The 26,482-nt window shown below is 70.6% G+C and carries 26 protein-coding genes and 1 pseudogene; 21 read left to right on the top strand and 6 right to left on the bottom strand.

Translation table 11 applies throughout. The features are described 5' to 3' along the window. Positions 1 to 72: 72 nt before the first annotated feature. The 4 genes from IPK24_04690 to IPK24_04705 all read left to right on the top strand — a co-directional run bounded on the left by IPK24_04690 (position 73) and on the right by IPK24_04705 (position 4,197). Positions 73 to 1,203 carry a hypothetical protein gene (locus IPK24_04690; protein MBK8074869.1) on the top strand — a complete coding sequence of 377 codons (1,131 nt, stop codon included), beginning with the start codon at positions 73 to 75 and terminating at the stop codon, positions 1,201 to 1,203. A 255-nt stretch (positions 1,204 to 1,458) separates the two neighbouring features. After that, positions 1,459 to 2,841: a D-inositol-3-phosphate glycosyltransferase gene (gene mshA, locus IPK24_04695; GenBank protein MBK8074870.1), complete on the top strand. Its 1,383-nt coding sequence runs from the start codon at positions 1,459 to 1,461 to the stop codon at positions 2,839 to 2,841. After that, on the top strand, positions 2,838 to 3,434 hold the full coding sequence (locus IPK24_04700; GenBank protein MBK8074871.1) for a YbjN domain-containing protein: 597 nt from the start codon (positions 2,838 to 2,840) through the stop codon (positions 3,432 to 3,434). Before mshA ends, IPK24_04700 begins: the two co-directional genes overlap by 4 nt. A gap of 19 nt (positions 3,435 to 3,453) precedes the next feature. After that, complete coding sequence (locus IPK24_04705) at positions 3,454 to 4,197, top strand: phosphoglyceromutase (protein ID MBK8074872.1); 744 nt, start codon at positions 3,454 to 3,456, stop codon at positions 4,195 to 4,197. A 104-nt stretch (positions 4,198 to 4,301) separates the two neighbouring features. On the opposite strand, the gene phoU is transcribed toward IPK24_04705, so the two are convergent. After that, the gene (gene phoU / locus IPK24_04710; protein MBK8074873.1) at positions 4,302 to 4,949 is read right to left on the bottom strand and encodes a phosphate signaling complex protein PhoU; all 648 of its coding nucleotides are present in this window, start codon (positions 4,947 to 4,949) and stop codon (positions 4,302 to 4,304) included. Between the two features lie 259 nt (positions 4,950 to 5,208). On the opposite strand from phoU, the gene IPK24_04715 reads away from it, so the two are divergent. Together IPK24_04715 and IPK24_04720 are read left to right on the top strand one after the other, a co-directional pair. After that, positions 5,209 to 6,435, top strand: coding sequence for a two-component sensor histidine kinase (locus tag IPK24_04715; protein ID MBK8074874.1), 1,227 nt, complete (start codon positions 5,209 to 5,211; stop codon positions 6,433 to 6,435). Continuing rightward, a complete protein-coding gene (locus tag IPK24_04720) occupies positions 6,432 to 7,112 on the top strand; it encodes a response regulator transcription factor (protein ID MBK8074875.1) in 681 nt (226 codons plus the stop codon). The genes IPK24_04715 and IPK24_04720 overlap by 4 nt, the downstream gene beginning before the upstream one ends. A 134-nt stretch (positions 7,113 to 7,246) precedes the next feature. Here IPK24_04720 and IPK24_04725 read toward each other — a convergent pair whose 3' ends face one another. After that, positions 7,247 to 7,765, bottom strand: coding sequence for a hypothetical protein (locus tag IPK24_04725; GenBank protein MBK8074876.1), 519 nt, complete (start codon positions 7,763 to 7,765; stop codon positions 7,247 to 7,249). 384 nt (positions 7,766 to 8,149) lie between these two features. Here IPK24_04725 and IPK24_04730 point away from each other — a divergent pair, with 384 nt between their 5' ends. The 3 genes from IPK24_04730 to IPK24_04740 all read left to right on the top strand — a co-directional run bounded on the left by IPK24_04730 (position 8,150) and on the right by IPK24_04740 (position 10,497). Next, positions 8,150 to 8,644 (top strand): CarD family transcriptional regulator, encoded by a 495-nt coding sequence (locus tag IPK24_04730; protein ID MBK8074877.1) that lies wholly within the window; start codon positions 8,150 to 8,152, stop codon positions 8,642 to 8,644. Positions 8,645 to 8,719: 75 nt separating this feature from the next. After that, complete coding sequence (locus IPK24_04735) at positions 8,720 to 9,865, top strand: TRAM domain-containing protein (GenBank protein ID MBK8074878.1); 1,146 nt, start codon at positions 8,720 to 8,722, stop codon at positions 9,863 to 9,865. A 2-nt stretch (positions 9,866 to 9,867) separates the two neighbouring features. Continuing rightward, positions 9,868 to 10,497, top strand: a complete 630-nt coding sequence (locus IPK24_04740) for a 2-C-methyl-D-erythritol 4-phosphate cytidylyltransferase (protein MBK8074879.1) — start codon at positions 9,868 to 9,870, stop codon at positions 10,495 to 10,497. On the opposite strand, the gene IPK24_04745 is transcribed toward IPK24_04740, so the two are convergent. Continuing rightward, positions 10,440 to 11,174 carry a 2-C-methyl-D-erythritol 4-phosphate cytidylyltransferase gene (locus IPK24_04745; protein MBK8074880.1) on the bottom strand — a complete coding sequence of 245 codons (735 nt, stop codon included), beginning with the start codon at positions 11,172 to 11,174 and terminating at the stop codon, positions 10,440 to 10,442. The genes IPK24_04740 and IPK24_04745 overlap by 58 nt on opposite strands. On the opposite strand from IPK24_04745, the gene IPK24_04750 reads away from it, so the two are divergent. The 8 genes from IPK24_04750 (at position 11,173) to IPK24_04785 (ending at position 18,726) form a co-directional block, all read left to right on the top strand. Then, positions 11,173 to 11,796: a 2-C-methyl-D-erythritol 2,4-cyclodiphosphate synthase gene (locus IPK24_04750; GenBank protein ID MBK8074881.1), complete on the top strand. Its 624-nt coding sequence runs from the start codon at positions 11,173 to 11,175 to the stop codon at positions 11,794 to 11,796. The genes IPK24_04745 and IPK24_04750 overlap by 2 nt on opposite strands. Positions 11,797 to 11,846: 50 nt before the next feature. Continuing rightward, complete coding sequence (locus tag IPK24_04755; GenBank protein MBK8074882.1) at positions 11,847 to 12,230, top strand: PPOX class F420-dependent oxidoreductase; 384 nt, start codon at positions 11,847 to 11,849, stop codon at positions 12,228 to 12,230. Between the two features lie 188 nt (positions 12,231 to 12,418). Further along, entirely contained in the window at positions 12,419 to 13,894 is a 1,476-nt protein-coding gene (locus IPK24_04760; protein MBK8074883.1) for a cysteine--tRNA ligase, read from the top strand. Then, the gene (gene rlmB, locus IPK24_04765; GenBank protein MBK8074884.1) at positions 13,894 to 14,907 is read left to right on the top strand and encodes a 23S rRNA (guanosine(2251)-2'-O)-methyltransferase RlmB; all 1,014 of its coding nucleotides are present in this window, start codon (positions 13,894 to 13,896) and stop codon (positions 14,905 to 14,907) included. The genes IPK24_04760 and rlmB overlap by 1 nt, the downstream gene beginning before the upstream one ends. 126 nt (positions 14,908 to 15,033) lie before the next feature. Further along, positions 15,034 to 16,362 carry a GNAT family N-acetyltransferase gene (locus IPK24_04770; protein MBK8074885.1) on the top strand — a complete coding sequence of 443 codons (1,329 nt, stop codon included), beginning with the start codon at positions 15,034 to 15,036 and terminating at the stop codon, positions 16,360 to 16,362. A 152-nt stretch (positions 16,363 to 16,514) separates the two neighbouring features. Then, positions 16,515 to 17,270 (top strand): FTR1 family protein, encoded by a 756-nt coding sequence (locus IPK24_04775; protein ID MBK8074886.1) that lies wholly within the window; start codon positions 16,515 to 16,517, stop codon positions 17,268 to 17,270. Positions 17,271 to 18,109: 839 nt separating this feature from the next. After that, on the top strand, positions 18,110 to 18,508 hold the full coding sequence (locus IPK24_04780) for a DUF3349 domain-containing protein (protein MBK8074887.1): 399 nt from the start codon (positions 18,110 to 18,112) through the stop codon (positions 18,506 to 18,508). Positions 18,509 to 18,537: 29 nt separating this feature from the next. Continuing rightward, on the top strand, positions 18,538 to 18,726 hold the full coding sequence (locus IPK24_04785) for a hypothetical protein (protein ID MBK8074888.1): 189 nt from the start codon (positions 18,538 to 18,540) through the stop codon (positions 18,724 to 18,726). A gap of 47 nt (positions 18,727 to 18,773) precedes the next feature. On the opposite strand, the gene IPK24_04790 is transcribed toward IPK24_04785, so the two are convergent. Then, positions 18,774 to 20,039 (bottom strand): DUF4032 domain-containing protein, encoded by a 1,266-nt coding sequence (locus tag IPK24_04790; protein ID MBK8074889.1) that lies wholly within the window; start codon positions 20,037 to 20,039, stop codon positions 18,774 to 18,776. Here IPK24_04790 and IPK24_04795 point away from each other — a divergent pair. Next, positions 19,999 to 21,408 carry an AAA family ATPase gene (locus tag IPK24_04795; GenBank protein MBK8074890.1) on the top strand — a complete coding sequence of 470 codons (1,410 nt, stop codon included), beginning with the start codon at positions 19,999 to 20,001 and terminating at the stop codon, positions 21,406 to 21,408. The two genes, IPK24_04790 and IPK24_04795, sit on opposite strands and share 41 nt — an antisense overlap. A 1-nt stretch (position 21,409) precedes the next feature. Here the strand turns inward: IPK24_04795 and IPK24_04800 are convergent, their stop codons facing one another. Continuing rightward, the gene (locus tag IPK24_04800) at positions 21,410 to 22,237 is read right to left on the bottom strand and encodes a CYTH domain-containing protein (GenBank protein ID MBK8074891.1); all 828 of its coding nucleotides are present in this window, start codon (positions 22,235 to 22,237) and stop codon (positions 21,410 to 21,412) included. Positions 22,238 to 22,331: 94 nt separating this feature from the next. Between IPK24_04800 and IPK24_04805 the strand changes: the two are divergent. The 3 genes and pseudogenes from IPK24_04805 (at position 22,332) to IPK24_04815 (ending at position 25,311) form a co-directional block, all read left to right on the top strand. Beyond that, positions 22,332 to 22,580, top strand: a pseudogene (locus IPK24_04805) (methylglyoxal synthase). Between the two features lie 53 nt (positions 22,581 to 22,633). Continuing rightward, on the top strand, positions 22,634 to 23,722 hold the full coding sequence (locus IPK24_04810; GenBank protein ID MBK8074892.1) for a tetratricopeptide repeat protein: 1,089 nt from the start codon (positions 22,634 to 22,636) through the stop codon (positions 23,720 to 23,722). A 389-nt stretch (positions 23,723 to 24,111) separates the two neighbouring features. Next, positions 24,112 to 25,311 carry a GGDEF domain-containing protein gene (locus tag IPK24_04815; GenBank protein ID MBK8074893.1) on the top strand — a complete coding sequence of 400 codons (1,200 nt, stop codon included), beginning with the start codon at positions 24,112 to 24,114 and terminating at the stop codon, positions 25,309 to 25,311. A gap of 87 nt (positions 25,312 to 25,398) precedes the next feature. On the opposite strand, the gene ugpC is transcribed toward IPK24_04815, so the two are convergent. Beyond that, positions 25,399 to 26,472, bottom strand: a complete 1,074-nt coding sequence (ugpC, locus tag IPK24_04820; protein MBK8074894.1) for a sn-glycerol-3-phosphate ABC transporter ATP-binding protein UgpC — start codon at positions 26,470 to 26,472, stop codon at positions 25,399 to 25,401. Positions 26,473 to 26,482: the final 10 nt, after the last annotated feature.

Below are 26,482 nucleotides of genomic sequence, written 5' to 3' on the forward strand. Positions count from 1 at the left end.
TCTCACGGTGATCATGAGCGGACGCCGGCCGTTCGGCAGACAATCACCCGAACCCGACATCACACTCGGGTCGTGAACCGCGCACCGTCGGGGGGTGGGGTGAGCCTGGTCGCGCCGTCGACCCCCGAGCCGCTCTCGCGTCGTCGACGCGCTCTCGCACGGCTGCGCACCCCGGGTGCGGCGATCATGATCGTGGCACCGTTCGTCGGGGAGGCGTTGTCGACCTCGACGCCGCCCTTCACCCTGCTGCTGCCCCAGAACCTCATCCTGCTGGGTCTGCTCTACGGCGGGGGCGCCCTGCTCTGCCGCGAGGTCACCGCGCGCTGGCGCGGCGGCTGGACGACGCTGGTGCTGCTCGCCGCGGCCTACGGGGTCTTCGAGGAGGCGCTGATCGTCAGGTCGTGGTTCGACCCCACCTTCTCGGACACCGCGCGCACCAACGCCTACAGCCGGATCTGGCAGACCAACGTGCTGGTGGCGGTGCACATCACGGTGTTCCACATCGCGGTCAGCATGATCGCGTCGCTGGTCATCGTGGAGTTGATGTTCCCGGGGTGGCAACGCAAGCCCTGGTGCGGACGCCGCACCCTGGGCTGGATCGCGCTCGCCATGCCCGCACTGGCGGCCCTCTCGTGGTCGCCGGGTGGCTTCTACCGCGCCCCGGTGGCACAGGTGTCGATGGCGGCGGTGCTGTGTCTCGCCCTGGTGGTGGCCGCCCGACTGACGGCCGCCGTCCGCTGGCCTCGCCCGGCCCCGTCCACCTCGACTCGGCGACATCGACCCCGGTTGGGACTGCTCGCCTTCACGGCCACCCTGGGGCACTTCGTGCTGGCCTGGGCCTCGCCGGCCATCGGATGGCCCTGGCCGCTGGCCCTGGTGCTGGTGATCGGTCTGCTGGTCGGGGCGGTGGCGCTCGGCCGTCGGATGGCCGCCGAGCGGCCCGCCCCCGAGGTGGCCTGGTCGGTGGTCAGCGGCATGCTCGCGGTGCTCCTGCTCGTCGACCTGATCGTGGCGTCCCGAGGTCGGTTCGACCTGGCGCTCGGCGCGTTGCTGGCGGCGGTCGTGCTCGCCCGGCTGCGCCCCGGCGACCACACGGCGCGTTGGTGGTCTGCTCGCCCCGCCCACACCTCCGTCCCGCCTCCGCCTCCGCCCCACATCCGCCGACGCCCCCGCCTCCGCCTCCGCGCCCATGATCACCGTTAGATCGCAGTTCGCTCCGGTCGAAGCGGGGGAAACTGCGATCTAACGGTGATCATGGTGGCGGGGTGGCGGGGTGGCGGGGTGGCCGGGTGGCCGGGTGGCGGTCCCCGACGGCGGGTCGGCGACGCACATCTGCGACGATGGTCGGTCGGTCACCGGGAAGGCTTCGGGGGCCTCGGGCGTTGAGGGCCTGTGGGCAGCCCACGGGACGCGAGGAGTGTGTTCGTGAGACGGGTCGATCAGCCGCACCGCGTGGCCATGCTGTCGGTGCACACCTCGCCGTTGGAGCAGCCGGGTACCGGTGACGCCGGGGGCCTGAACGTGTACGTGGTCGAGACCGCCAAGCGGCTCGCCGCCCGGGGCACCGAGGTCGAGATCTTCACCCGCGCCACCAGCAGTGATGCCCCCTCGTTGACGACCCTGACGGACGGCGTCCAGGTGCGGCACATCGTGGCCGGCCCCTTCGAGGGGTTGTCCAAGAACGATCTGCCCGGGCAGCTGTGTGCCTTCGCGGCGGGGGTGATGCGGGTCGAGGCCCGCCAGGAGCCGGGCTGGTACGGCCTGATCCACTCGCACTACTGGCTCTCGGGGCAGGTCGGCTGGCTGGCGGCCGACCGCTGGCAGACGCCCTTGGTGCACAGCATGCACACCATGGCCAAGGTGAAGAACGCCGCCCTGGCCGAGGGCGACACCCCCGAGCCGCCGGTGCGGATCATCGGGGAGCAACAGGTCGTGGACGCCGCCGACCGGCTGATCGCCAACACCCGCTCCGAGGCCGGCGAGCTGATCGAGCTGTACGGCGCCGACCCGGCCCGGGTGGCGGTGGTGCCGCCGGGGGTCGACCTGCAGGTGTTCACCCCGGGGGGGCCGGACGGCCGGATCGTGGCCCGACGCGGGCTCGGGCTGGACCCCGACGCGCAGGTGATCCTCTTCGTGGGGCGCATCCAGCCGCTCAAGGCGCCGGATGTCCTGGTGCGCGCTGCCGCCGAGCTGCGCGCCGCCGACGCGGCGGCTGCCCAGGCCACCGGACGGCGTGAGCCGCGTCGGCTGGTGCTCGCCATCGTGGGCGGGCCGAGCGGCACCGGGCTGGAGCACCCCGAGGAGTTGGCCGAGCTCACCGCCGCCCTCGGCCTGGACGACGTGGTGCGCTTCCACCCGCCGGCGGGGCGCGCCGTCCTGGCGCAGTGGTACCGGGCCGCCGACCTGGTCGCGGTGCCCTCGTACAACGAGTCGTTCGGGCTGGTGGCGGTCGAGGCGCAGGCCTGCGGCACCCCGGTGGTCGCGGCGGCGGTGGGTGGCCTGCGCACCGCCGTCGACCACACCCGCTCGGGACTGCTGGTCGACGGGCACGACCCCCGAGTGTGGGCCGCGACCCTGCGTGGCCTGTTGGACGATCCGGCGCGACGTCGCGCGATGGCCTGCAGCGCCGTCCACCACGCGGCGTCCTTCAGTTGGGACGCCACGGTCGAGGCCCTGCTCGACGTGTACTGCGCGGCCGTGCGTGACCACCGGCGGCAGCTCGCCGAGCTGCTCGAGCTGGTAGCTCTGACCGACGATGCCCTGAGCGACGGGGCACTGAGCCACGGGGCGCTGAGCGACGGTGCCCTGGCCGGTGCCGATCCGATGGTGGGGGTGCGATGACCGCGGCGGCCCGAGCCGAACGGACGGCCGCTGCGCGGGCCGTGGTCGAGGCATGGCTGGCCGGCTCCGGGTTGGAGCACGAGCTCGGCGCACGGACGGGGGAGTACGTCGTCAAGCTGCCGGGCGAGACCAAGTTGGCCACCACCGCCTCCGTGCTGGTGGGCGATCAGTCGTTGTCGGTCTCGGCGTTCGTGGTGCGGCGTCCGGACGAGAACCACGAGGCGTTCTACCGTTGGCTGCTGGCGCGCAACCTGCGCCTGCCGGGTGTCGCCTTTGCGCTCGATGCCCTGGGGGACGTGTTCCTGGTCGGCAAGCTGCCGCTGGACGCGGTCACCGACGAGGCGATCGATCACCTGTTGGGTGCGGTGCTGACGGTGGCCGACTCCTCGTTCAACGACCTGTTGGTGTTGGGCTTCCTGGAGTCGATGCGGCGCGAATGGCGCTGGCGCATCGATCGCGGCGAGTCCACCCGCAACCTGGACGCCTTCAAACACCTCCTGCAGGATGCCGCCCCCGAGCCGTCGGGTCAGAGCGCGTCACCAGGTGAGAGAGAGACCCACACCACGATCAGCGATACGCCCCCGAACGGGTGAGACGACTAGCCTTCGGCCCATGACCTACACCCTCGTGCTGTTGCGCCATGGCGAGAGCGACTGGAACGCCAAGAACCTGTTCACCGGTTGGGTCGATGTGCCCCTGTCCGACAAGGGTCGGGCCGAGGCCGAGGCCGGTGGACGCATGCTGGTCGAGGCGGGGGTGTTGCCGGACGTGCTGCACACCTCGCTGTTGCGCCGGGCGATCGTGACCGCCCAGCTCGCCCTGGACGTGGCCGACCGGCACTGGATCCCGGTGACCCGGTCCTGGCGACTCAACGAGCGGCACTACGGCGCGCTGCAGGGCAAGAACAAGAAGCAGACGATGGAGGAGTTCGGCGAGGAGCAGTTCATGCTCTGGCGCCGCAGCTACGACACCCCGCCGCCACCGATCGCCGCGGACGACGAGTTCGCCCAGACCGGTGACCCGCGCTACGCCGACCTCGGCGCCGAGCTGCCCGCCACCGAGTGCCTGAAGGACGTCGTGGCCCGGATGCTGCCCTACTGGGAGTCGGCGGTGATCCCCGACCTGAAGGCAGGCAAGGTGGTCATGCTGGCCGCTCACGGCAACTCGCTGCGCGCTCTGGTCAAGCACCTGGACGGCATCAGTGACGCCGACATCGCCGCGCTGAACATTCCGACCGGTATCCCGCTGCTCTACGAGCTGGACGAGAACTTCGCCCCGATCACCAGGGGTGGGCGCTACCTCGACCCCGAGGCCGCCGCCAAGGCTGCCGCGGCCGTCGCCAGCCAGGGCCGCTAGCCTCATCCGTGATCATGTAATCCGTGCACACTCGATATATCGGGTGTGCACGGATTACATGATCACCGAGGGTTTCTGGCGCTGATCGCCGAGGTGGTTCTGGCTCAGTTGAGGACTCGCTCGCCGGTGACCAGGAAGACCACCCGCCGGGCCACCGAGACGGCGTGATCGGCGAATCGTTCGTAGTAGCGGCCGCACAGGGCGATGTCGATGGCCGCTTCGACGCCGTGGGGCCACGCGTCGTCCAGCAGCAGGGTGAAGACCTTTCGGTGCAGGGCGTCCATGGCGTCATCGTCGGTCTCGAGTTCGATCGCGGCCGCCAGGTCGCGCCCGGCGATCACGCTTCCGGTCTTGGCGACGATCCGTTCGGCGACCTGCCCCATCTCGATCATGGTGGAGCGGAGCTCGGGCGGAATCGCGGAGCGAGGGTGGCGCATGCGGGCCAGCTTGGCCACGTGGCGGGCCAGGTCGCCCATGCGCTCCAGGTCGGAGCTCATGCGCAGGCCGGCCACGATCACTCGCAGGTCGGTTGCCACGGGCTGTTGCAGGGCCAACAGGGCGAGGGAGCGCTCCTCGAACTCGTGTTGTAGTGCGTCGACCTGCTCGTCGGAGGAGATCACGGACTCGGCCATCGACAAGTCGGAGTCCAAGAGGGCGACGGTGGCTCGCGCGATCGCCGAACCGACCAATCGGGTCATTTCCACCAGGAGACCCGACAAGGCGTCGAGGTCATCGTGAAAGTGCTCGCGCATGACGTTGCTCCGTTGTCCTCGCCGCGGTGAGACACCGTAGGCCTCGACGGTGTCAGAAGCTCACACGGTGTCAGAAGGGTGTGAACGATCTCCTCATGCTAAGTGAATGACGCCCCTCCTCGGGCCGGAGCATCTCGTGTACCGCGAGGCACCGGATCGTGAACTCCCTCCAAACGCTGTCACCGGCCGGGGCGCAGAACATCGCGCCCGAGATCCGGAGCCCTACCCTTGGGCTGTGAGTACGTCGTGGATCGTCGGCATGGCCGGGTTGGCCGGCCTGTTCACCGGCGTGCTCGGCATGTTCGCCTTCCGACGCAGCGAACAGGAACGGACCCGGCTCGCAGCGGTGCCCCAGCCCGAACTGCCGCCCGGTCTGACCGATGTGCTGGCCGTGCTGCGCTCTGCGGCGATCTTGCTGGACGCCGGCCAGGAGGTCAGCACCGCCAGTCCCGCCGCCTATGCCTTCGGCCTGGTCCGTGGGCATGACCTGGTGCACTCCGAGCTGCACGACATGGCCACCGAGGCCCGCCGGTTCGGTGTGGTGCGCGAGCGGGAACTCGAGCTGCCCCGCGGCCCGCTGGGGTTGGGCCGCCTCGTGGTGAACGCCCGGGTGGCCCCGCTCGGGTCGGAGTACGTGTTGGTCCTGGTCGACGACCGCACCGAGGCTCGCCGGGTCGAGGAGGTGCGCCGCGATTTCGTGGCCAATGTCAGCCATGAGTTGAAGACCCCGATCGGTGCGCTCAAGTTGCTCGCCGAGGCGGTGTCGGACGCCTCCGACGATCCCGAGGCGGTGCAGCACTTCGCGGCCCGCATGGAACGTGAGGCCCAGCGGCTGGCGACCCTCGTGCAGGAGATCATCGATCTGTCACGGCTGCAGGTGGCCGACGCGCTGCACCCACCGGAGCCGGTCGGGGTGGACGTGGTCATCTCCGACGCCGTCGATCGAGTCAGGCTGGCGGCGCAGCGTCGCCAGATCACCGTGACCACGGGCGGCGATCTGGGCGCCATCGTCTACGGCGACCGCGATCTGCTGGTCACCGCAGTGCGCAACCTGGTCGACAACGCCATTGCCTACTCACCCGAGGGGCGCCGTGTCGCCGTCTTCGTGCGCCGGGTCGACGGGCTGGTCGAGATCGCCGTCAAGGATCAGGGGTTCGGTATCCCCAAGGCCGACCTGGAGCGCATCTTCGAGCGCTTCTACCGGGTCGACCCGGCTCGATCCCGGGCCACCGGTGGCACTGGCCTGGGTCTCAGCATCGTCAAGCACGTCACCGCCAACCACGGTGGCGAGGTGACCGTGTGGAGCGAAGAGGGAGTCGGCTCGACCTTCACCCTGCGGCTGCCGGACAGCTCTCACGCCGCGGCGACGGCAGACGGCGCGCCGTCCTCGCCGGCGGTACTCACCGATCCACCGGTCAGCCCCGTACTGGGGCTGCCCCTTCATGCCGATTGGAACGGCATGCCATCGAGAGGAGCCACATCGTGACCCGCATCCTCGTGGTCGAGGACGAGGAGTCCTTCAGCGACCCGCTGTCGTATCTCCTGCGCAAGGAAGGATTCGAGGTCACCATCGCCGGGGACGGTCCGTCAGCCCTGGATGAATTCGACCGCACCGGTGCCGACCTGGTCCTGCTCGACCTGATGTTGCCCGGGCTGCCCGGAACCGAGGTCTGTCGTCAGCTGCGCTCGCGCAGCAACGTCCCGGTGATCATGTTGACGGCCAAGGACAGCGAGATCGACAAGGTCGTGGGCCTGGAGCTGGGTGCCGACGACTACGTCACCAAGCCGTACTCCTCGCGCGAGCTGGTGGCCCGCATCCGCGCGGTGCTGCGGCGGGGGGCCGAGGCCGAGGCACCGCCCGCCGTGACGGTGCAGGCCGGGCCGGTGCGCATGGACGTCGACCGCCACGTGGTGACCGTCGACGGGCAACCGATCGCCTTGCCGTTGAAGGAGTTCGAGCTGCTCGAACTGCTGCTGCGCAACGCGGGCCGGGTGCTGACCCGCATGCAGTTGATCGATCGGGTCTGGGGAGCCGACTACGTCGGGGACACCAAGACCCTGGACGTCCACGTGAAGCGGCTGCGCAGCAAGATCGAGCCGGACCCGGCCAACCCGCGCTTCCTGGTCACAGTGCGAGGCCTGGGTTACAAGTACGAGGCCTGAACCATCAGGACCGCGTGAACGGAACCGCCCCTGAACGCACGAGAGGGCCGCTGCGTCACTGCAGCGGCCCTCTGGCGTGGTGGGGGGACCCCGGTGGATCAGGTGAACGCGGTGAACCCGGTGACGTTCTCGGGTCAGGGCTTCAGGGAGGCGTAGTGGCCCTCGGCGGCGAGCACCGGCAGGGAGATGGTGGCCGTACCGGCGCCGGTGCGGGCCTGCAGCTTCAGGACGCTGCCGGGGGCGGTGGGCAGCGAGCCCAGCGAGACCTTGGCGCCGTCGGTACCGCCCACAGCGGCGAGCTTGCCGGGCTCGACGGTGACCGAACCGGTGCCCACCGAGGTCTGCCCGGCGCCGTCCAGGACCGTCAGGTCGACGGTCACGGCGGAGGTGCCCTGGTTGACCACGGCGCCGATCAGGGTGCCAGCGGCGCCCTTCTCGGTGCCGACCACGAGGAAGTTGCGCAGCTGGACGGCGGCGCCCGAGTTGGGGTCGGTGATCGAACCGTTGGTGCCGTCAGCGGCGGCATAGGTGGTCGCGGTGGTGTTGGGGCTCACATACGAGCAACCCGCCACCCCCGGGACGACGAGCAGTGCCGCCGCCGAGAGCAGGACACCCAGTCGGGACGATCGTCCCTGACCACTGTTGCGCTTCACGTCCGGTTCCTTTCCATCCGATCCGCGTCCGGATCGGCTCGGCCACGGCCTGCGGACAAGCCCTCGATGACCTTGCTGAAGACGGGGTTCACGGCTCGGTTTCCCGCCGCGCGCAGCCTACTCGCTCGCACCCCCGGGCCGTTGCTGCTCGGCGGACGAGTCGGTATCAGGTTGGCCGGTGTCGCCGAGCGGCGTGGTCTCGGTGATCCTCGGATGATCCCCGGACGGTGGTCGCGGTACCCCGGCAGGCACGGGCGCCGGGCCTTTGTCAAGCGCCTCCCCGAGCCGGCACCCGCCTCTGACCTGCGCAAACGCTCGGCGAACGCGCTGCCGCTGCTCCGTTCGCGTGCTAGGCTGGAGGTCTGGGAAAGGGGATAACACCACATGGGTTTCAAGGTCGGCGAAACGGTCGTTCACCCGCAGCACGGAGCGGCGCAAATCGTAGAGACTGAGGTTCGGGTCGTCCAGGGGGTGGAACGACAGTATCTCGTCCTTCGACCCACCGAGAAGGTCACCCAGAGCGACCTGACGATCAAGGTCCCGGCCCAGAATGTCGAGCTCGTGGGCTTGCGTGACGTTGTGGGGCAGGAAGGTCTCGATCGCATGTTCGAGGTGCTCCGCGCCTCCTATGCCGAGGAGCCCACCAACTGGTCCCGGCGGTACAAGGCCAATCTGGAGAAGCTCCACTCCGGCGATGTGATCAAGGTCGCCGAGGTCGTTCGTGACCTGACCCGCCGCGACCAGGGCCGTGGCCTGTCGACGGGTGAGAAGCAGATGCTCGGTCGGGCGCGCACGATCCTTGTGTCCGAGCTCGCACTTGCCGAACGTACCAATGAGGACAAGGCGGCGGCCATCCTCGACGAGGTGCTCGCTTCCTGAGGTTCGCCTGGCTCGTACGGCTGTCGCCGCTCTGACATCGAGAGGGGCGGCAGCGTGCGGCAGCGGGAAACGTCCGTGCCTCAGAACATCGTCGAGGTCCTGCGATTCTGCGTCGTGGCCTTCCTCGCCGGTGTCGGGTATCAGGTCGCCCGAGGATTCGGGAGCGGCCGCCGCGTCATCGGGGTCTTCGATGCCCCGGCCCTCGGGATCGTGCTGGGTGCCGCCGCGGGGTACGTGCTCGGCGGGGTCGTCGCGCGACTCACCTTCCGGACCGTCACCCGAACCGAGAAGGCACTCTCCGGGCGATCGCCCGAGCAACTGCTCGCGGGGCTGACCGGCGCCGTCGGCGGGGTTCTGCTCGCGGCGGCCCTCACCTGGCCCATGTTGCTGGTCGGTTCGGCGCAACTCACGGCGCCGCTCTTCCTGTTCGTCGTGATCACCCTGGGCAGCCTCGGCTATCGGCTCGGGTTGAGCCAACGTCAGGGCGTGCTCCAGTTGCTCGGTGGCAGCGGCCGCCTCGGCGTACCGCAGCCGGCGGCGTCGTCCCTGCCCATGGTCCTGGATACCTCGGTGGCCATCGACGGCCGGTTGCTGGACGTCGTCCGCGCGGGGTTCTTGCACGGTGCGGTCCTGGTGCCCGAGCCCGTGCTGGGCGAGTTGCAGCACTTCGCCGATTCGGCCGACGACCAGCGCCGGGCGAAGGGCCGACGGGGCCTCGATGCGCTGGAGGAGTTGCGTCAGGAACGCGGTATCGACCTCGAGGTGATCGGCGACGAGGCGCCCGAGGTCGCGGAGGTCGACGCCAAACTCGTGCACATCTGCCTCACCCGCACCGCGTCGTTGCTCACCCTCGACACCAATCTCGCCCGCGTGGCCGCCGTGGCAGGCTGCCGCGTGCTCAATCTGCACGCCCTGGCCCTGGCCCTGCGCCCGCCCGTGATGGCCGGTGAACGGATCACCGTGTTGCTGACCCGCCCCGGCAAGGAGCCGGGCCAAGCCGTCGGGTATCTGGACGACGGCACCATGGTGGTCGTGGAGCGGGCGCGTGAGCAGATCGGACACGAGCGGGAGGTGCAGGTCAGCAGCGTCCTGGTGACCGCCAACGGACGTATGGTGTTCGCCCGACCGGCGGACACCGAGCCGGTCCCCCGGCAGCGGACGGCGGAGATCACCGCCCGGATCGCCGCCGCGGCCGCCCGCGCCGAACAGGAGCATCGCTGACCATGCCGCACGTCGTGCCGGGCAGTGTGCTGTGTGTGCTGTTGCCGCTCGACGAGCCGGCCGGCGAGCTCAGCCTGGGGGAGGGGTCGCTGCTGGAACGGGCGGTCGGGCTGCTGCGCGCCGCCGTGCCCGGGTGCACCGTGATCACCGCACCGTTGGGGCCGGATCTGGCCTACCTCGTCGATTCCGCCGGCGCCGAGTTGGTACTGGTGCACGACCCCACGTTCCCCTTCGTCAGCGTCGAGCAGGTGCGGTCCGTGCAGGCCGCCGCCGACGCCTCGGACACGGCCGCCGTCCTGGTGACCGCGGTCACCGACACCCTCAAGCAGGTGGCCCCGGACGACCGGGTGCTGGCCACGGTGGACCGCGCGAGCTTCCAGGCCCTGATCGGGCCGTTGGTGGTGACGCCGCCGGTGCTCTCGGCGACCCTGGCCGCCGTGCGTGTCGACCCGTCACCCGAGGGCCGGCTGGCGGCCCTGGTCGAGGCGCTCGGCCGGTTGGTCGGGGTGAGCCGGGTGATCCTGGACGAACCCGGCGCGGCGGGGTGCCGGGTGAGCAGCGCGGACGACCTGCGTTACGCCGAGGCCCTCCTCGCCAGCAAGGCCTCGGCCACGGTGGCGTCCGCGGGGTAGGTGACCTTCAGGTTGGTGGCCGATCCGGCCACGGCCTGGATCACCAGATCGCTGAACTGTTCCACTGTCGAGGCGGTGTCGGTGCCCTCGGCCCCGTCGCGTGCTGCTGCCGCAAAGGCGTCCAACAGGCCGGCGGCGCGGAACGCCTGCGGCGTCTGAACCCGGACCAGCCGCACCGGTTGCCGGTGGGCGCCGCTGCTCGTCCCGCCGGGGCCGGTGGCCTCCACCAGGGGTCCGGCGGCCACGGCCGGAACGGCGCCGCCGGACTCGGCGGCCGTCGTGATCACCTCGGCGAACAGGGCGGGGTCGGCCAGCGGCCGGGCGCCGTCGTGGATGGCCACCACGTCGAGCTCACCCGCCCTGATGGCCAGGGCCAGATGGCGCACGGCAGCCTCCTCGGAGCGGTGCCGGGAGTCGCCGCCGGTGACCACCTCCACCGGCAGTGCACACGGGTACTCGGCGAGCATCCGATGGGCCGTCGGCGCGTCGTCCGCTCGCACGACCAGGATCAACCGGGCCACGCCCGGGGTGCGGGCCGCGGCGTCCAGCGACCAGGCGAGCAGCGGCCGGCCGGCCACGGGCAGATAGACCTTGTTGAGCGTGGCGCCGCGGGCATCCGTGGCGCCCACGCGGCTCCCACTGCCGCCGGCCAGGACGACGATCGCCGCGCGCGTCATGGGCCCAACTGTAGGCAGTGCGAGGTACGTCCCGTCGATCACCTGCGGACGGCTGGGCGAGTCGTACGGTGTGCCGGTGACCACAGCCGATTCTCGAGCCGATTCTCACCCCGCTCGCCCGGTGTCGATCAGGACGGGCATCGGTGTGGACGTGCACCGGTTCGCCGAAACCCCGGTCGACGGCCGATCGCCCCGGCCGATGCGGATGGCCGGTCTGGACTGGCCGGGGGAGGTGGGGTTGGAGGGGCATTCCGACGCCGATGTCGCCGCGCATGCCTGCTGCGATGCCTTGCTGTCGGCCGCCGGGCTCGGTGACCTCGGCTCGACCTTCGGGACGTCGCAGCCCCAGTGGGCGGGGGCCTCCGGCTCGACCCTGCTCACGGAGACCGCCCGGCTGGTGCGCGCCGCGGGTTTCCAGATCGGCAACGTGGCGGTGCAGGTGATCGGCAACCGGCCGAAGATCGGGCCGCGGCGGGATGAGGCGCAGCGGGCGCTCGAGGCGGCGTGCGGCGCCCCGGTGTCGGTGTCCGCGACCACCACCGACGGGCTGGGTCTGACCGGACGCGGCGAGGGGGTGGCGGCGATCGCCACCGCGTTGGTGGTCCTGACGCCGGCGGGCTGACGTGAACGGGATCTGTGGTGTCCGGACGAGGGACGGATACAGTGCACGCCGTGACCGACCTGACCGACGCCGCGAAGGCGCTGCTGGATGCCCCCGAGTACGCCACCGTCGCCACCATCGACCCCGATGGGCAGCCCCAGTTGTCGGTGGTGTGGATCGGCCGGGACGGCAACGACGTCCTGTTCTCGACGCTGTGGGGTCGGCGCAAGACCACCAACCTGCAGCGTGACGCTCGGGCCACGCTGCTCGTCTTCCCCAAGGACAACCCGTACCAGTACGTGGAGATCCGCGGCACCGTCACCCTCGAGGACGACCCCACGGCCGCCTACATCGACGAGATGTCCCTGAAGTACACCGGCAACGCGAGGTTCGACGGCCCCAGGGACGGCCGCGTCGTCGTCCGCCTCACCCCCCACCGCGTCGTCCAGCACTGACCCCAACCCCCACCAGCCCAACCCCCCAAACCCGCTCATGCTCCGCAGCGGACGGCTGATGCTCCGCGGGTAGGCATTGACAGCGTTGTCTTCGGCTCATCGCTGCACACCTGCGGAGCATGAGCAGGTTGGTTGGGGTGCCTGGGCGGGTTGGGTGGGTGGGTTGGGCGGGCCGGTAGCCTGGACGGGTGAGTCTTCGCCTCTATGACACCGCCGTCCATGCCGTCCGGGACTTCGTCCCGCTCGTGCCCGGGAAGGCCGGTATCTACGTGTGTGGGGCCACGCCGCAATCGGGGCCGCACATCGGCCACCTGCGCGCCGCGGTGAGCTTCGACGTGTTGCGCCGATGGTTGATGCGCAGCGGGTACGAGGTCACCTACCTGCGCAACGTCACCGACATCGACGACAAGATCCTCAGCAAGTCGGCCGAGTCGAATCGCCCGTGGTGGGCGCATGCGTTCATCTACGAGCTGGAGTTCGCCGCCGCCTACGACGCGGTGAACACGTTGCGCCCGACCTACGAGCCCCATGCCACAGCTCATGCGACCGAGATGGTGGAGCTCATCGCGCGGCTGATCGAGGCGGGTCACGCCTACCCGGCTCCGGACGGCTCGGGGGACGTGTACTTCGACGTCGCCTCGTGGCCGGCCTATGGCGAGCTGACCCACCAGAGCATCGCCGACCTGGCCCCGGCCGCCGACACCGACGTCGCCGAGACCGTGGCGCGCAAGCGTGATCCTCGCGATTTTGCGTTGTGGAAGGGCGCCAAGGACGGCGAGCCGCCCACGGCGTCCTGGCCGACGCCCTGGGGGCGGGGTCGCCCGGGATGGCACCTGGAGTGCTCGGCGATGGCCACTCGATACCTCGGTGCCGAGTTCGACATCCACGGTGGCGGTCTGGATCTGCGCTTCCCTCACCACGAGAACGAGATGGCGCAGTCGCGGGCCGCCGGGGACGCCTTCGCGCGCTACTGGCTGCACAACGGCTGGGTGGTGCAGGGTGGCGAGAAGATGAGCAAGTCGCTGGGCAATGTCATGGCCATCGACGCTCTGCTGCATCAGGTCTCGCCCGCCGTGATCCGGTACATCCTGGCGGTGCCGCACTACCGGTCGAACATCGAGGTGGTCGTACCGGACTCGCTGGAGGAGGCGCGCACCGCCTACGAGCGGATCGAGAACTTCGTGGTGCGTGCCGCCGAGACCTGCGGCGACGTGGTGGCCTCGGCGGATGCCGCCGCGTTGTCGGCGGTCGAGCTGCCCGAGGCCTTCGTCGCTGCCATGGACGACGACCTGGGCACGCCGGCAGCGATGGCCGTGCTGCACGACAGCGTTCGGGCGGGCAACACCGCCCTGGCGAGCGGAGACAAGGACGCCGCTGCGGCCCTCGCCGTGGCGGTGCGGGCCATGGCCGACGTGATCGGGATCGACCCGCTGGACCCGCACTGGCGCAACGGCTCTCGCGGCCTCGCCGGATCGGCGGGCGACTCGGCTCGTTCGGCGCTGAACGCCTTGGTCGGTGCGGAACTGGCAGCGCGCGCCGCAGCCCGCGCCGCTCGTGACTTCGCCGCCGCGGACGCGATCCGTGATCGCCTGACGGCCGCGGGCATCGCGGTCGAGGACACCCCGGACGGCGCCCGTTGGTCGCTGGCCTCGAAGGAGAACTGATGGCAGGCAACACCGGACGCCGCGGGGCCGTGCGCCGCGAGGGGTCCAAGAAGGGTGCCACCGTCGGCTCCGGTGGCCAACGCCGTCGAGGGCTGACCGGCAAGGGTCCGACACCGAAGGCCACCGAGCGCACCGGTCACCCGGCGTCGCGCCGTGGGTCGTCGTCCGAGACGCGTGCCGCCAAAGCAGGGTCGGGCAGCGCAGCCGCGCCGCGAAAGTCCGCGTCGGCCAAGGGGTTCGGGCGTCCTCGCTCGTCCGGCGACCGACCGGAGTACATCGCCGGCCGTAATCCGGTGGTCGAGGCGCTGCGAGCCGGCGTGCCGGTCAAGGCGGTCTATGTGGCCACCCGGATCGAGCAGGATGCTCGCATCAAGGAGGCGCTCAAGGCCGCCGCCGATCGGCGCCTGCCGCTGCTCGAGGTGACCAAGACCGACCTCGACCGGATGACCGACGGCGCCATCCACCAGGGCATCGCGGCCCAGGTGCCGGCCTATTCCTACGCCCACTTCGGTGACCTGCTCGACCGCGCGGCCGACGCCGGGCAGACGCCGCTGATCGTGGCCCTGGACGGGGTGACCGACCCGCGCAACCTGGGGGCCGTCGTCCGGTCGGTGGCCGCCTTCGGTGGTCACGGTGTGATCGTTCCCGAGCGGCGGTCGGCGGGCATGACCGCCTCGGCCTGGAAGACCTCGGCGGGTGCGGCGGCGCGGATCCCGGTGGCACGGGTCACCAACCTCGTCCGGGCGCTGGAGGATCTGAAGCAGGCCGGCTGTTTCGTCGCCGGACTGGGCGCCGACGGCCAGCTCGACCTGCCCGCGCTCGAGGCCGCCACCGAACCCCTCGTGCTCGTCGTGGGGTCGGAGGGCAAGGGTCTGGGGCGCCTGGTCCGCGCCGCCTGCGACGTGGTGGTCTCGATCCCCATGGCCGCCGGCACCGAGTCCCTCAATGCCGGTGTCGCCGCCGGTGTGGCCCTCTACGAGGTGGCTCGCCGCCGCAACCCACCACCTCGATGAGCGCAACGTGACATCGCGCTCGTCTGGCGAGCGTGATGCGTCATCGTGCTCGTGCGGGACGAGCGTGACGGTGACCATGACGGCGACCGTGACGGGAGATCGGTGACCGTGAGTCAGGTGCGTCCCGTGATCCGACCAGAGCGGGTGGACGACGCCGCGGCGGTCGGCGCGCTGCTGCAGCGGTGCTTCCCGGGGGAGCCTGTCGACCGGCTGGTCGAGGCGTTGCGGGCCGGGTCGGGGTATCTGCCCGAGCTCGCCCTCGTGGCGCAGGACGATGCCCTGCCCGAGGGTGTGGCGGGCTTTGTCATGGCCACCACCACGGCATTCCTCGAACCAGACCTGGATGAGACGAACCCGTTGAGCGAGAACGGGTTGACGCCGCAGGTCCCCCTGCTGTGCCTGTCCCCGCTCGCGGTTCACCCCGACGCGCAGGGCCGTGGCGTGGCCCGAGCGTTGGTCGAGGCGGTGCTTGCCGTCGCGCGGGCCGGTCGACCCGAGCCCCTGCTCGTGCTGGAAGGCGAGCCGGCGCTCTACGCGCGGTTCGGCTTCGTGGCGGCATCGAGTCGTGGTCTGCGCGCGCCGTCCGAGCGTATTCCGGCGGCAGCCTTCCAGGCCGTGCCGCTGGCCGGTGCGTCGCCGTCCGGGCGCGTCCGCTACGACGAGGTGTTCTGGACCGTGGTCACCCCCGGCCTGCCGTTCGAGGGCATCACCTGGCTCGATGAACTCGAGCGTCAGTGCCGGGCCATCGACACGGCCCTGACCGCCGCAGGCGGCTTCGGCCCGGCGACGCCTGTGCCCGCCTGCCCGGGCTGGACGGTCGCCGACGTGCTGGACCACCTGGCGGCGATCCACCGTCTCGTGCTCGGTTGGTTGGATGCCGGTCGTCGGCCGCGCGTCCTGCCACCCGTGCCGGGAGCCACCCCCGCCGCGCGCTTCGCCCTGGGCTGGCGGGCGCTGCATGCGGGCTTGAGCGCGGTTCCCGCCGACGCCCCGACCGCGACCTGGAGTCCCTGGGATGACACGGCCCGCTTCTGGCGCCGGCGGATGGTGCACGAGCACGCCATCCACGCGGCCGATCTGGCCGAGGCGCTCGGCACACCCTGGTCGGTGCCGGACGACGTGGCGCTGGACGGCATCGACGAGGCACTTCGGCTCTGGCTGGGTACCCGGTTGGGTTCCGACGTGCGCGGTGGTGGGGACGCGGTCCGGTTCACCGGGGTCGCCGGGGACGCCGGGGTCGTCGCCGCGCCCCGGGCCTCACGGACCTGGAGTGTGGTGCTGCACCAGCGGTTCGCCGAGGTGCACGACCTGCCCGTGGCCGCCGAGGCCGAGCTGAGCGCCGCGCCGTCCGAGCTGTATCGCTGGGTCTGGGGGCGGTCTGCCGAGGTCCGGGCGACCGGCTCGGCGGTGGCGGTGCAGACGCTGCAGTCGGCCCTGCGCCGCGCCACCGGCTGAGGCCGTGATGGCCCTGGTGGCGGGGGCGCCGCCGCACGGGGTTCGCGATGGCGGAACGTTTCCTGGACACGTGACGATTTGGCGCGATAGTTAGGTGCACCTAAGTTAGGCATGCCTAACTTGCCGGACTCACTGGACCCACGGGAGTTGCGATGCTCGCCAACCTGCTGATCGGCCTGCGCGAGGGCCTCGAGGCCGCCCTGGTGATCGGGATCCTGGTGGCGTATCTGGTGAAGTCCGACCGGCGCGACATGCTGCGCTGGGTCTGGTCGGGCGTGGCCGGGGCGATCGCGGTCAGCGTGGGCGTCTGGGCTCTGATCACCTTCACCGCCAACGGGATGGACGACGAGGGCCAGGAGATCTTCGCCGGCCTGCTCTCGCTCGGTGCCGTCGCGCTGGTCACCTGGATGATCCTCTGGATGCGCACGGCAGCGCGCACCCTGCGGGCGGACCTGGGTGGAAAGCTCGACGCGGCACTGATCGCCGGACCTGCGGCGGTGGTGGCGACCGCCTTCCTCGCCGTTGCCCGAGAGGGTGTCGAGACCGCGCTCTTCCTGTGGTCCTCGATGCGAGCCGGCGGGAACACCGTCCCCGGCGCGCTGGGCGCCGTCCTCGGTCTGGGCCTGGCGGTAGGGCTCGGATTCCTCATCTACCGGGGGGCGCTGCGGATCAACCTGGCCACCTTCTTCACCTGGACCGGGGTCGCGCTGATCGCCGTGGCGGCGTGGGTGCTCGCCTACGGCGTGGAGGAGCTCGCCGAAGCCGGGGTCATCCCCGAGGTCGAGTGGCTGATCCCGGTGCTCGCACTCGGCTACGCCGCCGTGATGGCCTACCTGTTCTTCCGGCGGGGCAGCGCCCGTCCGCCGGTGCTCACCCGGGTCGGCTCGCCCGGCACCGTGGCCCGCTGAGGCCGGTGTCCGAGCTAGGGCAGGTCAGCAGCAGTTGGCCACCTCCGACGTCCGGCGTCGGTGGTCGGGGGGCGGGGGGGGGGGGGGGGGGGGGGGGGGGCCCCCCCCGGGGGGGGCGCCGGGATGATGCCGGAGCTCTCTTCGTCGATGGTGAGGAACTGCGCCGCACCGGCGACGAATCGTGCTGGGTCGTGCTGCGCGATACGCGTCATGGTGTGGCGTGACCGGTCGTACCGATAGATGCCGGCCAGATGGGCCTGGCCGCCTGGGTCCTCCTGCGCCAGCACGGCGTGCTCGCCCAGAGCCGACTGATACCGGTGAAGCTCGCCGTGGTGGCGAGTGAACCACCCCGGGCGGGGGGGGGGGGGGGGGCCCCCCCCGGGCGGGCCAACCGGCTGGCGCCCAGTGCGGTGCTCGCGGCCTCGAGCTGCGCCCCGGTCATGGCATCTGCCCCCGGGATCTCGACCAGGTGGAACCGTAGTCCCCGACCGCCGTCCGTGGTGGCGTCGCTCTCGACGTCGTTGCCCTTGTGGTCCGGACTCCCGCTGCCGTTCCGACGATGTAGGGGCTCGCCGAACGGGACGGCCCGGTGCGGCTGGTGGCGACACCGGACGGCGCTGCGCTCGCGGGTGACGAGCCGGTGGCCAGCGCGCCCAGGATTCTGCGGTGATGCACGCGACCACCCGCGGGTGTCGTGGCAACGGATCCTCAGCGCCGCTCATGCGGCGACTGAATCTTGGGCGAACAAGGGACCGAACGTGACCGCTGCCATGGCGCCGTCGCTGATGACTCACAACACTCGAAGGTGAATCCGTCCATCCAGATCAGGAGGCCCATCCATGAGCACCCCAACACCCCGTCGCCATCGCTTCATGCGCTGGCTGCGCTGGGGATACGACGGCCCGCGACCGCGAGAACGCCTGGTCATCCTGCACCTGCTCGATCCCACGCCGACTGATCGCGAGGTGCGCTCGGTCGCGCGACAAGCCGTGCAGCGAGCCGAGGCCGCCGGACTCGATGTGGTCACCGAGTACGACGTCCGCGCCCTGGTCTTCGAGCGCACCGCTGGTCCGGTGACCGATGAGGCCGTGGTTCGGGTGGCATCCGAACTGGCCCGCCGAGGCTGGCGACTGCGGCCCACGGTGCCGGTGACCGAGGTGGACGACATGGTCATCGAGACGGACGTCGAGCCGCCCGGGACGCCGGGCGAGCAGTGGCGGCGGACCCTGCACGGCTGATGTCAGACTCGAGGAGAGCGGGTGCCGACATGACCATCACCCTCCAGGACATGAAGCCCGTGACGTCAACCGGCACCAGCGGCGCGCCGACGGCGCGAGGCGTTCGGTGGGGCTGGCGTCTGTCGCCGGCCACCGACCGCATCGAGGTCGACGACATCGTCGTCGAGGACGAGGATGACGCCGACCCCTTCCACTGGAAGGGCACTCTGCACCACTGAGCCTCGATCCGGGGCGACGCGTGGGCGTCCTCGGATCAGTCGTCGGATCAGTCGTCGGCCACCACCGGCATCTCGCCGGTGTCCACCCCGACCACGGCGCTCTCGTCGGGTTTGAGTGGCAGGACGCCCCCGATGTAGCTGTTCACGGCCTCCTGCAGACCGACGTCATGGCCACGGCGTTCGGACAGATACCACCGGTGTTCGAGTACCTCGTGGTAGAGCTCGGCGGGCTCGAGCTTGCTGGCCAGCGTCCGGGGCACCGCCCGCACCACCAATTCGAAGCATCGGGTCAGCCACTCATGGGCCAGGATCTCCTCATCGCCGCCCTGCTGGCCTGTCGAGGCGATGTAGGTGTCCATGTCGTTCAGCAGGCGACGGGCCTGGTTCTCGCCGACGTCCAGGCCGGTCAGGCGGAGCAGCCGACGGGAGTGGTGACCGGCGTCCACCACCTTCGGCTCGATCAGCACCGAGGTGCCCGTGATGTCGGTGCTCAGGGTGAGCTCGCCGACGTCGAAGCCCAACTCGTTCAACCGCCGGATCCGGGCGTCGACCCGCCACCGCTCGCCGGCCTCGAACGACTCCGGTCGGGTCAGCTCGGCCCACAGCGAGGTGTACCGCGAGGTGATCACCTCGATGATGCCGACCGCGTCGAAGGCCTCGTCGAGCAGTCTGCCGGCCTGCAGATCCATCAACTCACCGGCGATGTTCATGCCTGCCAGTTCGACGTCGTACTCGCGTTGGCCGCGGGACAGCTCGTCGTGCAGATCGCCGGTCTCGGCGTCCACCAGATATGCCGCGAAGGCACCGGCGTCACGCCGGAACAGGGTGTTCGACAACGACACGTCGCCCCAGTAGAAGCCGGCCAGGTGCAGTCGAACCAGCAGGACCGCGAGCGCATCCACCAACCGGGTCGCCGTGTCCTCGCGCAACGCCTGGGAGAACAGGGCGCGGTAGGGCAGCGAGAACTGCAGGTGCCGAGTGATCAGCGCCGACTCCAGCGGTTCACCCGAGGCATCACGCCGCCCGCTCACCACCCCGACCGGCTCGACAGCCGGCAGCCCGAGCCGACGCAGCATGCGCAGCAGGCTGTACTCCCGGGAGGCCAGCTGGGTGTTGATCTCCTTGATGGCGATCACCGAACCGGACAACCGCACGAATCGGACGACGTGGCGGGAGATGCCGCGGGGAAGCGCGGCGAGCAGGTCGTCGGGCCAGTCCTCGAGGGCCAGGTGCCACGGCAGGTCGAGCAGGGCCGGGTCGGACACGGCCGTGATGTGCAGGCTCGCGGGCGCCGCACCGGGAGGCGTGGTCATCACGCTCCATTGTGCCCGCTTTGCAAACGATTTCACAGCGTGGCACGTGGGTCGGTGGACCTGCGCATCCGACCTGTCTAGGTTGTCCCGTGTGAACGAGGCAGTGATCGCGTCCCTGGAGCGGGCCGTGGCGGCATCTCCCCAGGACCTGGTGCTGCGGCTGCACCTGGCCGAGCAGCTGGTGCTGGCCGGTCGAGGGCAGGACGCCGTCGGGCACTGCGCCGCCGTGCTGGCCGCGGACCCGACCCATGCCGGCGCCCGATCGGTCATGGCGCGAGCGCTCGGGGGCGGTCCGGACGCCGCGCCCCAGCCGCCACCGCTGCCCGCGGCCTCATCGGCATCGGACCCGGCGCCCCCGGCCGAGCCGCCCGGCTCCGAGCCGACCGGCGGCCCGGTGAGCTTCGACTGGGCTCAGGCCGAATCGCAGGTCGGAGACCTGGCCCCGCCGATGTTCGTCGACGAGACGGGCGCGCCCCCGCCGGACCAGAACGCCTGGGACGTCGAACGCTCCACGGTCACTCTCGCCGATGTCGGCGGCATGCAGGACGTCAAGGAACGGCTGGAACTGTCGTTCCTCGCCCCACTGCGCAACCCCGAGATCCGCCGGATGTTCACCAAGAGCCTGCGCGGCGGCTTGTTGCTCTATGGCCCGCCCGGTTGCGGCAAGACCTTCATCGCCCGGGCGCTCGCGGGCGAGATGGGGGCGGCCTTCATCTCGGTCGGCCTGTCCGACATCCTCGACATGTGGATCGGCACCAGCGAGCGCAATGTGCACGAGCTGTTCCAGCTGGCGCGGTCCAAGGCGCCCGTGGTGCTGTTCCTCGACGAGATCGATGCGTTGGGCCAGAAGCGGAGTCAGACCCGCAACTCCGCGATGCGGGGCACCGTGAACCAGTTGCTCAGCGAGCTGGACGGCGTCGACTCGGCCAACGAGGGCGTGTTCGTCCTGGCGGCCACGAACCAGCCGTGGGACGTCGATCCGGCGCTGCGTCGTCCGGGGCGGTTCGACCGGACGCTGCTGGTGCTGCCGCCCGATTCCCTTGCGCGGGAGGCGATCTTGCGTTCGGAGCTGGCGCGCCGTCCGGTCGAGGGGATCGAGCTGAAGCGGATCGTGGCCCGCAGCGAGGGCTACTCCGGCGCCGATCTGGTGCACCTGGTGGAGTCGGCGGCCGAGTTCGCGATGATGGACGCCATCCGGTCAGGGCAGGTTCGCATGATCCAGATGCGTGACCTGGAGCGGGCCGGCGACCAGATCCGGCCCTCGACCGGCCCGTGGTTCGACCTGGCCCGCAACGTGGTCACCTTCGCCGACGCCGACGGCAGCTATGCCGATCTGCGGGCCTACATGAAGAAGACCAGGCGATTGTGAGCTACCACGCTCGGGGGTGTTGATCCGAGACCTGACGTCGGGAGGTGACGGTGTCCCTCATCGCCGTCACGGCGTCCAGGCGCCTGTGCCAGTGCGCCGCTGCGCCGTGGAGGTGAGCCGCGACCGCGAACTCGTGACCTCGTGCGGACGCCGGGGAGGTTTCGGCCGTATCTCGCAGCAGCTCGCCGAGGGCACGCTCGAGCTTGGAGGTGGCCCGAGCCGCCATCGCGCCGGAGGCAACCACGACGTCACGGAGCTGGTGGAGCAGGCGGCGGTCCCCGGCCACCAGCTCGACCTCGAGTTCGCGCCAGACCGAGTCCGGCAGGACCGGGGGCTGCACGAGGATCGTCGATCGCACCTCGTCCACGGCGATCTCGGCCAGCGTCTGCTGGTCGGCGTCCAGGACGGGATACACGATCCGGTGCGTTCTCAGCCGTGCCACGGGCCGCAGTTCGATGCCTGTGACATAGGCGCCGAGGCGTTCGGCGAGGACGGCTGGCACCTGCCGGCTGCCGTCGGCGGGCTCCGGTAGGGCCGGCAGCCGGACCTCGATCCGTTCTCCCGCAGCGCGGGGGAGTTTCAGGTGCCAGCCGGCGTCCGAGCCTCCGCTGCGCCGACGCAGGGTGATCCCGCGCCGAGCCAGGGCCAGGTGATCGGTGTCGAAGTACAGTGCGTCGAGCTGCTGTTCCCGAGGGTCACTCATCATGACCGCCGGGGAGATCCCCGAGAGGTCGGGGAGGGTGTAGAGCTCCGGTAGCTCGAACTTCAGCTCGATCTCGGTGGCGATCGTCGGTGTCGCCTCACGGCCGTCGGGCCTGGGGGTGTTCATACCCGACGTTCTACGGTGCCTGCGGCAACCGCCGGTGCTGCGCTGGTGAACGCCTACCCCTGAGCAGGCGAAACTTCGACGGTGGACGCCGGGAGTCGCCGAAGGTGGCATCGACGTCCTGGTGTTCTTCTGGGACCCGCTGGAGCCGCAGCCTCACGATCCGGACGTCAAGGCGCTGTTGCGCATCGCTGCGGTCTGGAACATCCCGGTCGCGTGCAACACCGCGACTGCCGACATGATCATCACCTCGCCGCTGCTCACCGATGGATACCGGCCGACCCGCCCGGAATTCCCGCTCCGCGACCCGATCGAGGGGAATCGACAGCGGCAGGAGGTGGGCTGACCACGGGGTCGTATCCTGACCGACGTGCTGGCATCGACGAGGACCACGTACCGGTGACCGCCGATTCGGGGGCAGGCTCGCCGGGGGCTTCGGTGCCGGCCGGTGGTGGTGATGCGCTCGGCCTGAACCGGATCGAGCTGTTGCTGGACGCCCACCGGCCGGACGAGGCGCTGCGGGTTCTGGGGCCGCGGCTCGCGCAGGCCCCTCACGACGTGCAGCTGCTGACCCTGCTCGGACGGATCCAGGCCCAACGCCAGGACCACGAGGCGATGCTGCAGGTGGCCAATGCACTGGTCGCGGTGCACCCCGACGGGTTCTTCGGGCACTTGCTGGCCTCGGAGGCCCTGTTCGCGCTGAAGCAGTACCACTCGGCCCTGCACGCCGCACAGCGTGCCGTTCAGCAGGCGCCCGAGCTGGACGTCTGTCATCGGATGGTGGCCTGGACGGCGAGCGAGGTGCCGGGGTCGCAGGCCGTGGCCTGGGCGGCGGCTCGTCACGCCGTGGCCCTCGATCCGTTGGACGCCGACAACCACACCTGCATGGGCACGATCGCCATGGAACAGGGTGATCACCAGGTGGCCGAGCGGGCCTTCGCCGAAGCGTTGCGGCTGAATCCCGGTGACGCGAACGCCCGCCACAACCTGGGCGTGATGCGCAGCCGGCAGGGGCGGCTCGCCGACGCGGCCGAGGACCTGCTCGCCAGCGCAGCCCTCGACCCGCACCACGACCTCTTGACGCGCAATCTCACCGCGGTGGTGCACCAGTGGATGCGCCGCACTCACTACGGACTGGTCGGATTGTGGCTGGTGATGTTGATCGTCACGTTGTCCTCCCCGCGGGGGTGGGACCCGTGGGCCCGGCTCGGCGTTCTGGTGCTGTCCCTGGCGGTGGGGGTGTGGTGGACCCGGCTCACGCTGCAGCGTCTCGGCGCCGGGGCGCGTGGGGTGATCTGGCGCGTGGTGCACCGTGGGGCGACCGCGCTGCGGTTCTGGTTGATGGCGGCCGTCGTGGTGATGTTGGTCATCGGCGGCGTGGTGCCGGACCCGACGCTCAGCCTGATCGTCCTACGGCTGACCCAGTATGTGATCATGATCAGTGTCGCGGTGAGCTGGACGGCCCTGGCCCGACGGCGTCGCTCCTGACCCCGGACCCCGGGATCGACCCGGTGTCACCGGCGGTGATGTTCTGCCAGGAGAACCGACCGAACGGGTGACGCTGGGCCGTCGATTGGCCTCGGCTCCGGCGGCGCTGGACACTGTGTGTCATGTCGACCTCGCGTCCCTCCACGCGCCGTCGCTCCTTCCCGGTGACCGTCACACAATTGCCTGTCGTGCGATGTGCCGAGTGCGGCCGAACCATGGCCCACCGGACCGGGGAGGCGAGCGCGGTGCTCACCGCCCACTACGAGCAGGTTCACCTCGAGGCCATCGATCGCTGAACCCGCCGCTGCTGCCCCGCACGCCCGGGGTGGTCGGGGTGGTCGGTGGCGCCGCGTCTCAAGCCCCGGACCTCGCGCGTCGACCCTCGAAGTGTGGCGCAGTCGTACCCCAGGGCCAGGGACGTCGCGGCAGGGCCGACCTCGGCCACCGACATCGACGAGTCACTGCTGCACGAGCAGCTGACCCTCGAACGAACCCGGCTGTTCATGACGGGTCAACGCATCGGGGCGCTGTCGGCCGTGCTGACGCCGGCGTACCTGGCCTGGCTGGTGTCGCCGGAGGTGCCGTCGCGCCAGCTGGCCCTCTGGTTGATCTGCGTCGCGCTGGCCGCGGTGATCTCCGGTGGTCACGCCTGGGCCTACCTGGCCACGCCCCGTTCGTTGCCCAGTGTGCACAGCTGGTTGCGACGCCAGGTGCTGTTCCAGGTGGTGATCGGGACGTTGTGGGGCAGCAGCGCCCGGTGGATCACCGTCTCGCCGCAGGTCTTCGTCGACGTGTCGATCGTGACGGCCTTTGCGTTCTCGATCGGCGTCATCGGCCGGCTGCACTATCGCTCGGCCGTGGTGTTGTTCACGGTCAGTCTGTGGCTGCCGCCGCTGGTGATCCTGATGCGCGACGGCGGTACCGAGGGGCGGCAGCTGGCGTTCGGCCTGCTGCTGCTGGCCATCGCCCTGGTCGCCGTCCTGGGCGAGGCCTCACGGCAGTTGGTCGGCGGCCTGGAGGATCGACTGCGCGCCGCGGCGCTCGCGGAACGCAATCACGTCCTGGCTACGCGGGACGGCCTCACCGGCTTGTTCAACCGTCGCGAGGGCATGCGTCGGCTCGCCGACCGGGCCGACTCCGGGCGGGCCCCGGACGGCGCCGAGGAAGCTGCCGGCGTCGTCCTGCTGATCGACATCGATCACTTCAAGCAGATCAACGACACCTACGGCCACCCCGTGGGGGACGTCGTGCTGCATGCCGTGGCGGGTCGGTTGCAGCGTGCCATCCGCGCCGAGGATCACCTCGCCCGGGTGGGCGGCGAGGAGTTCCTGGCAATCGTGGGTGAGGTCGACACCGGCCGGGTGGTGGCCGAGCGCATGCGGCGAGCCGTCGGCTCGGAGCCGATACGGGTGGGTCCGCATCAGGTGCACGTCACCGTGTCCCTGGGCTTGACCCGGCTACGGCACGGCGAGGACATCGAGGCGGTCTACGCCCGGGCCGATGTCGGCCTGTACCGGGCCAAGAGCGAGGGACGCGACCGGGTCATCGAGATGGATGCCCCACCACAGGGCGTCGCCACAGGCGAGTGAGGTCGCGGGTCGACGATCGGGAAAGGCCCCGTGGGATCGGATCCCACGGGGCCTTCGCCACGAACAGTCCGGCACACCGGCACCAGGTCAGGCGCGCAACCGCTCGCCGGTCTGAACGTCGAACAGGTGCACGTGGTCGGGTGTCGGGGCGAAGTGCACCGTCTCACCCTTCATGGGGGGACGACGTCCGTCGGTGCGGGCGATGACCTGCAGGTCATCGGCGCCGATGGCGTGACCGTAGATGTAGGCGTCGGCGCCGAGCTCCTCGACGACGTCGACCTGCACCGCCAGGCCGTGCTCGGCGATGGTCAGGTCCTCCGGGCGCATGCCCATGGTGACCTTGTTGCCGGTGGCCTTCGACAGCACCGCGCGCTCCACCGGGAAGACGGTGTCGCCCAGCTTGACCCCGCCGTCCGTGGTGCCCAGCTCGAGCAGGTTCATCGCGGGCGAGCCGATGAAGCCGGCGACGAAGACGTTGCCCGGGCGGTCGTACAGCTCGCGGGGGGTGCCGACCTGCTGCAGGAGACCGTCCTTGAGCACGCAGATGCGGTCGCCCATGGTCATGGCCTCGGTCTGGTCGTGGGTGACGTAGACCGTGGTGACGCCCAGCTGGCGCTGCAGCGAGGCGATCTGGGTGCGGGTCTGCACGCGCAGCTTGGCGTCGAGGTTCGACAACGGCTCGTCCATGAGGAACACCTGCGGCTTGCGGACGATCGCCCGGCCCATCGCCACGCGCTGCCGCTGGCCACCGGAGAGGGCCTTCGGCTTGCGCTCGAGGTAGGGGGTCAGGTCGAGGATGCGGGCGGCCTCTTCGACCCGGGTGCGGATCTGGTCCTTCGGGACGCCGGCGATCTTCAGGGCGAAGCCCATGTTGTCGGCGACGGTCATGTGCGGGTAGAGCGCGTAGCTCTGGAACACCATCGCGATGTCGCGGTCCTTCGGCGGCACCTGGGTGACATCACGGTCACCGATCAGGATCCGGCCCGAGTTGACGTCCTCCAGGCCGGCGAGCATGCGCAGAGCGGTGGACTTGCCACAGCCGGAGGGGCCGACGACGACGAGGAACTCCTCGTTGGCGATCTCGAGGTCGAGCGCGTCGACCGAGGGCTTGGTGGCGCCGGGGTAGACCCGGGTGGCGTTGTCGAACGTGACGGATGCCATGACAGATGAA

This window comes from Kineosporiaceae bacterium, from assembly GCA_016713225.1.
GTDB lineage: Bacteria > Actinomycetota > Actinomycetes > Actinomycetales > Kineosporiaceae > JADJPO01.

Excerpts from the sequence above, each read along its gene's own strand:
- mshA (MBK8074870.1), top strand. The coding sequence starts at position 1,459 with ATGCTGTCGGTGCACACCTCGCCGTTGGAGCAGCCGGGTACCGGTGAC.
- IPK24_04700 (MBK8074871.1), top strand. The coding sequence starts at position 2,838 with ATGACCGCGGCGGCCCGAGCCGAACGGACGGCCGCTGCGCGGGCCGTG.
- IPK24_04705 (MBK8074872.1), top strand. The coding sequence starts at position 3,454 with ATGACCTACACCCTCGTGCTGTTGCGCCATGGCGAGAGCGACTGGAAC.
- phoU (MBK8074873.1), bottom strand. The coding sequence starts at position 4,949 with ATGCGCGAGCACTTTCACGATGACCTCGACGCCTTGTCGGGTCTCCTG.
- IPK24_04715 (MBK8074874.1), top strand. The coding sequence starts at position 5,209 with ATGGCCGGGTTGGCCGGCCTGTTCACCGGCGTGCTCGGCATGTTCGCC.
- IPK24_04730 (MBK8074877.1), top strand. The coding sequence starts at position 8,150 with ATGGGTTTCAAGGTCGGCGAAACGGTCGTTCACCCGCAGCACGGAGCG.
- IPK24_04740 (MBK8074879.1), top strand. The coding sequence starts at position 9,868 with ATGCCGCACGTCGTGCCGGGCAGTGTGCTGTGTGTGCTGTTGCCGCTC.
- IPK24_04750 (MBK8074881.1), top strand. The coding sequence starts at position 11,173 with ATGGGCCCAACTGTAGGCAGTGCGAGGTACGTCCCGTCGATCACCTGC.
- IPK24_04745 (MBK8074880.1), bottom strand. The coding sequence starts at position 11,174 with ATGACGCGCGCGGCGATCGTCGTCCTGGCCGGCGGCAGTGGGAGCCGC.
- rlmB (MBK8074884.1), top strand. The coding sequence starts at position 13,894 with ATGGCAGGCAACACCGGACGCCGCGGGGCCGTGCGCCGCGAGGGGTCC.
- IPK24_04775 (MBK8074886.1), top strand. The coding sequence starts at position 16,515 with ATGCTCGCCAACCTGCTGATCGGCCTGCGCGAGGGCCTCGAGGCCGCC.
- IPK24_04780 (MBK8074887.1), top strand. The coding sequence starts at position 18,110 with ATGAGCACCCCAACACCCCGTCGCCATCGCTTCATGCGCTGGCTGCGC.
- IPK24_04785 (MBK8074888.1), top strand. The coding sequence starts at position 18,538 with ATGACCATCACCCTCCAGGACATGAAGCCCGTGACGTCAACCGGCACC.
- IPK24_04795 (MBK8074890.1), top strand. The coding sequence starts at position 19,999 with ATGTGCAGGCTCGCGGGCGCCGCACCGGGAGGCGTGGTCATCACGCTC.
- IPK24_04790 (MBK8074889.1), bottom strand. The coding sequence starts at position 20,039 with ATGACCACGCCTCCCGGTGCGGCGCCCGCGAGCCTGCACATCACGGCC.
- IPK24_04800 (MBK8074891.1), bottom strand. The coding sequence starts at position 22,237 with ATGAACACCCCCAGGCCCGACGGCCGTGAGGCGACACCGACGATCGCC.
- ugpC (MBK8074894.1), bottom strand. The coding sequence starts at position 26,472 with ATGGCATCCGTCACGTTCGACAACGCCACCCGGGTCTACCCCGGCGCC.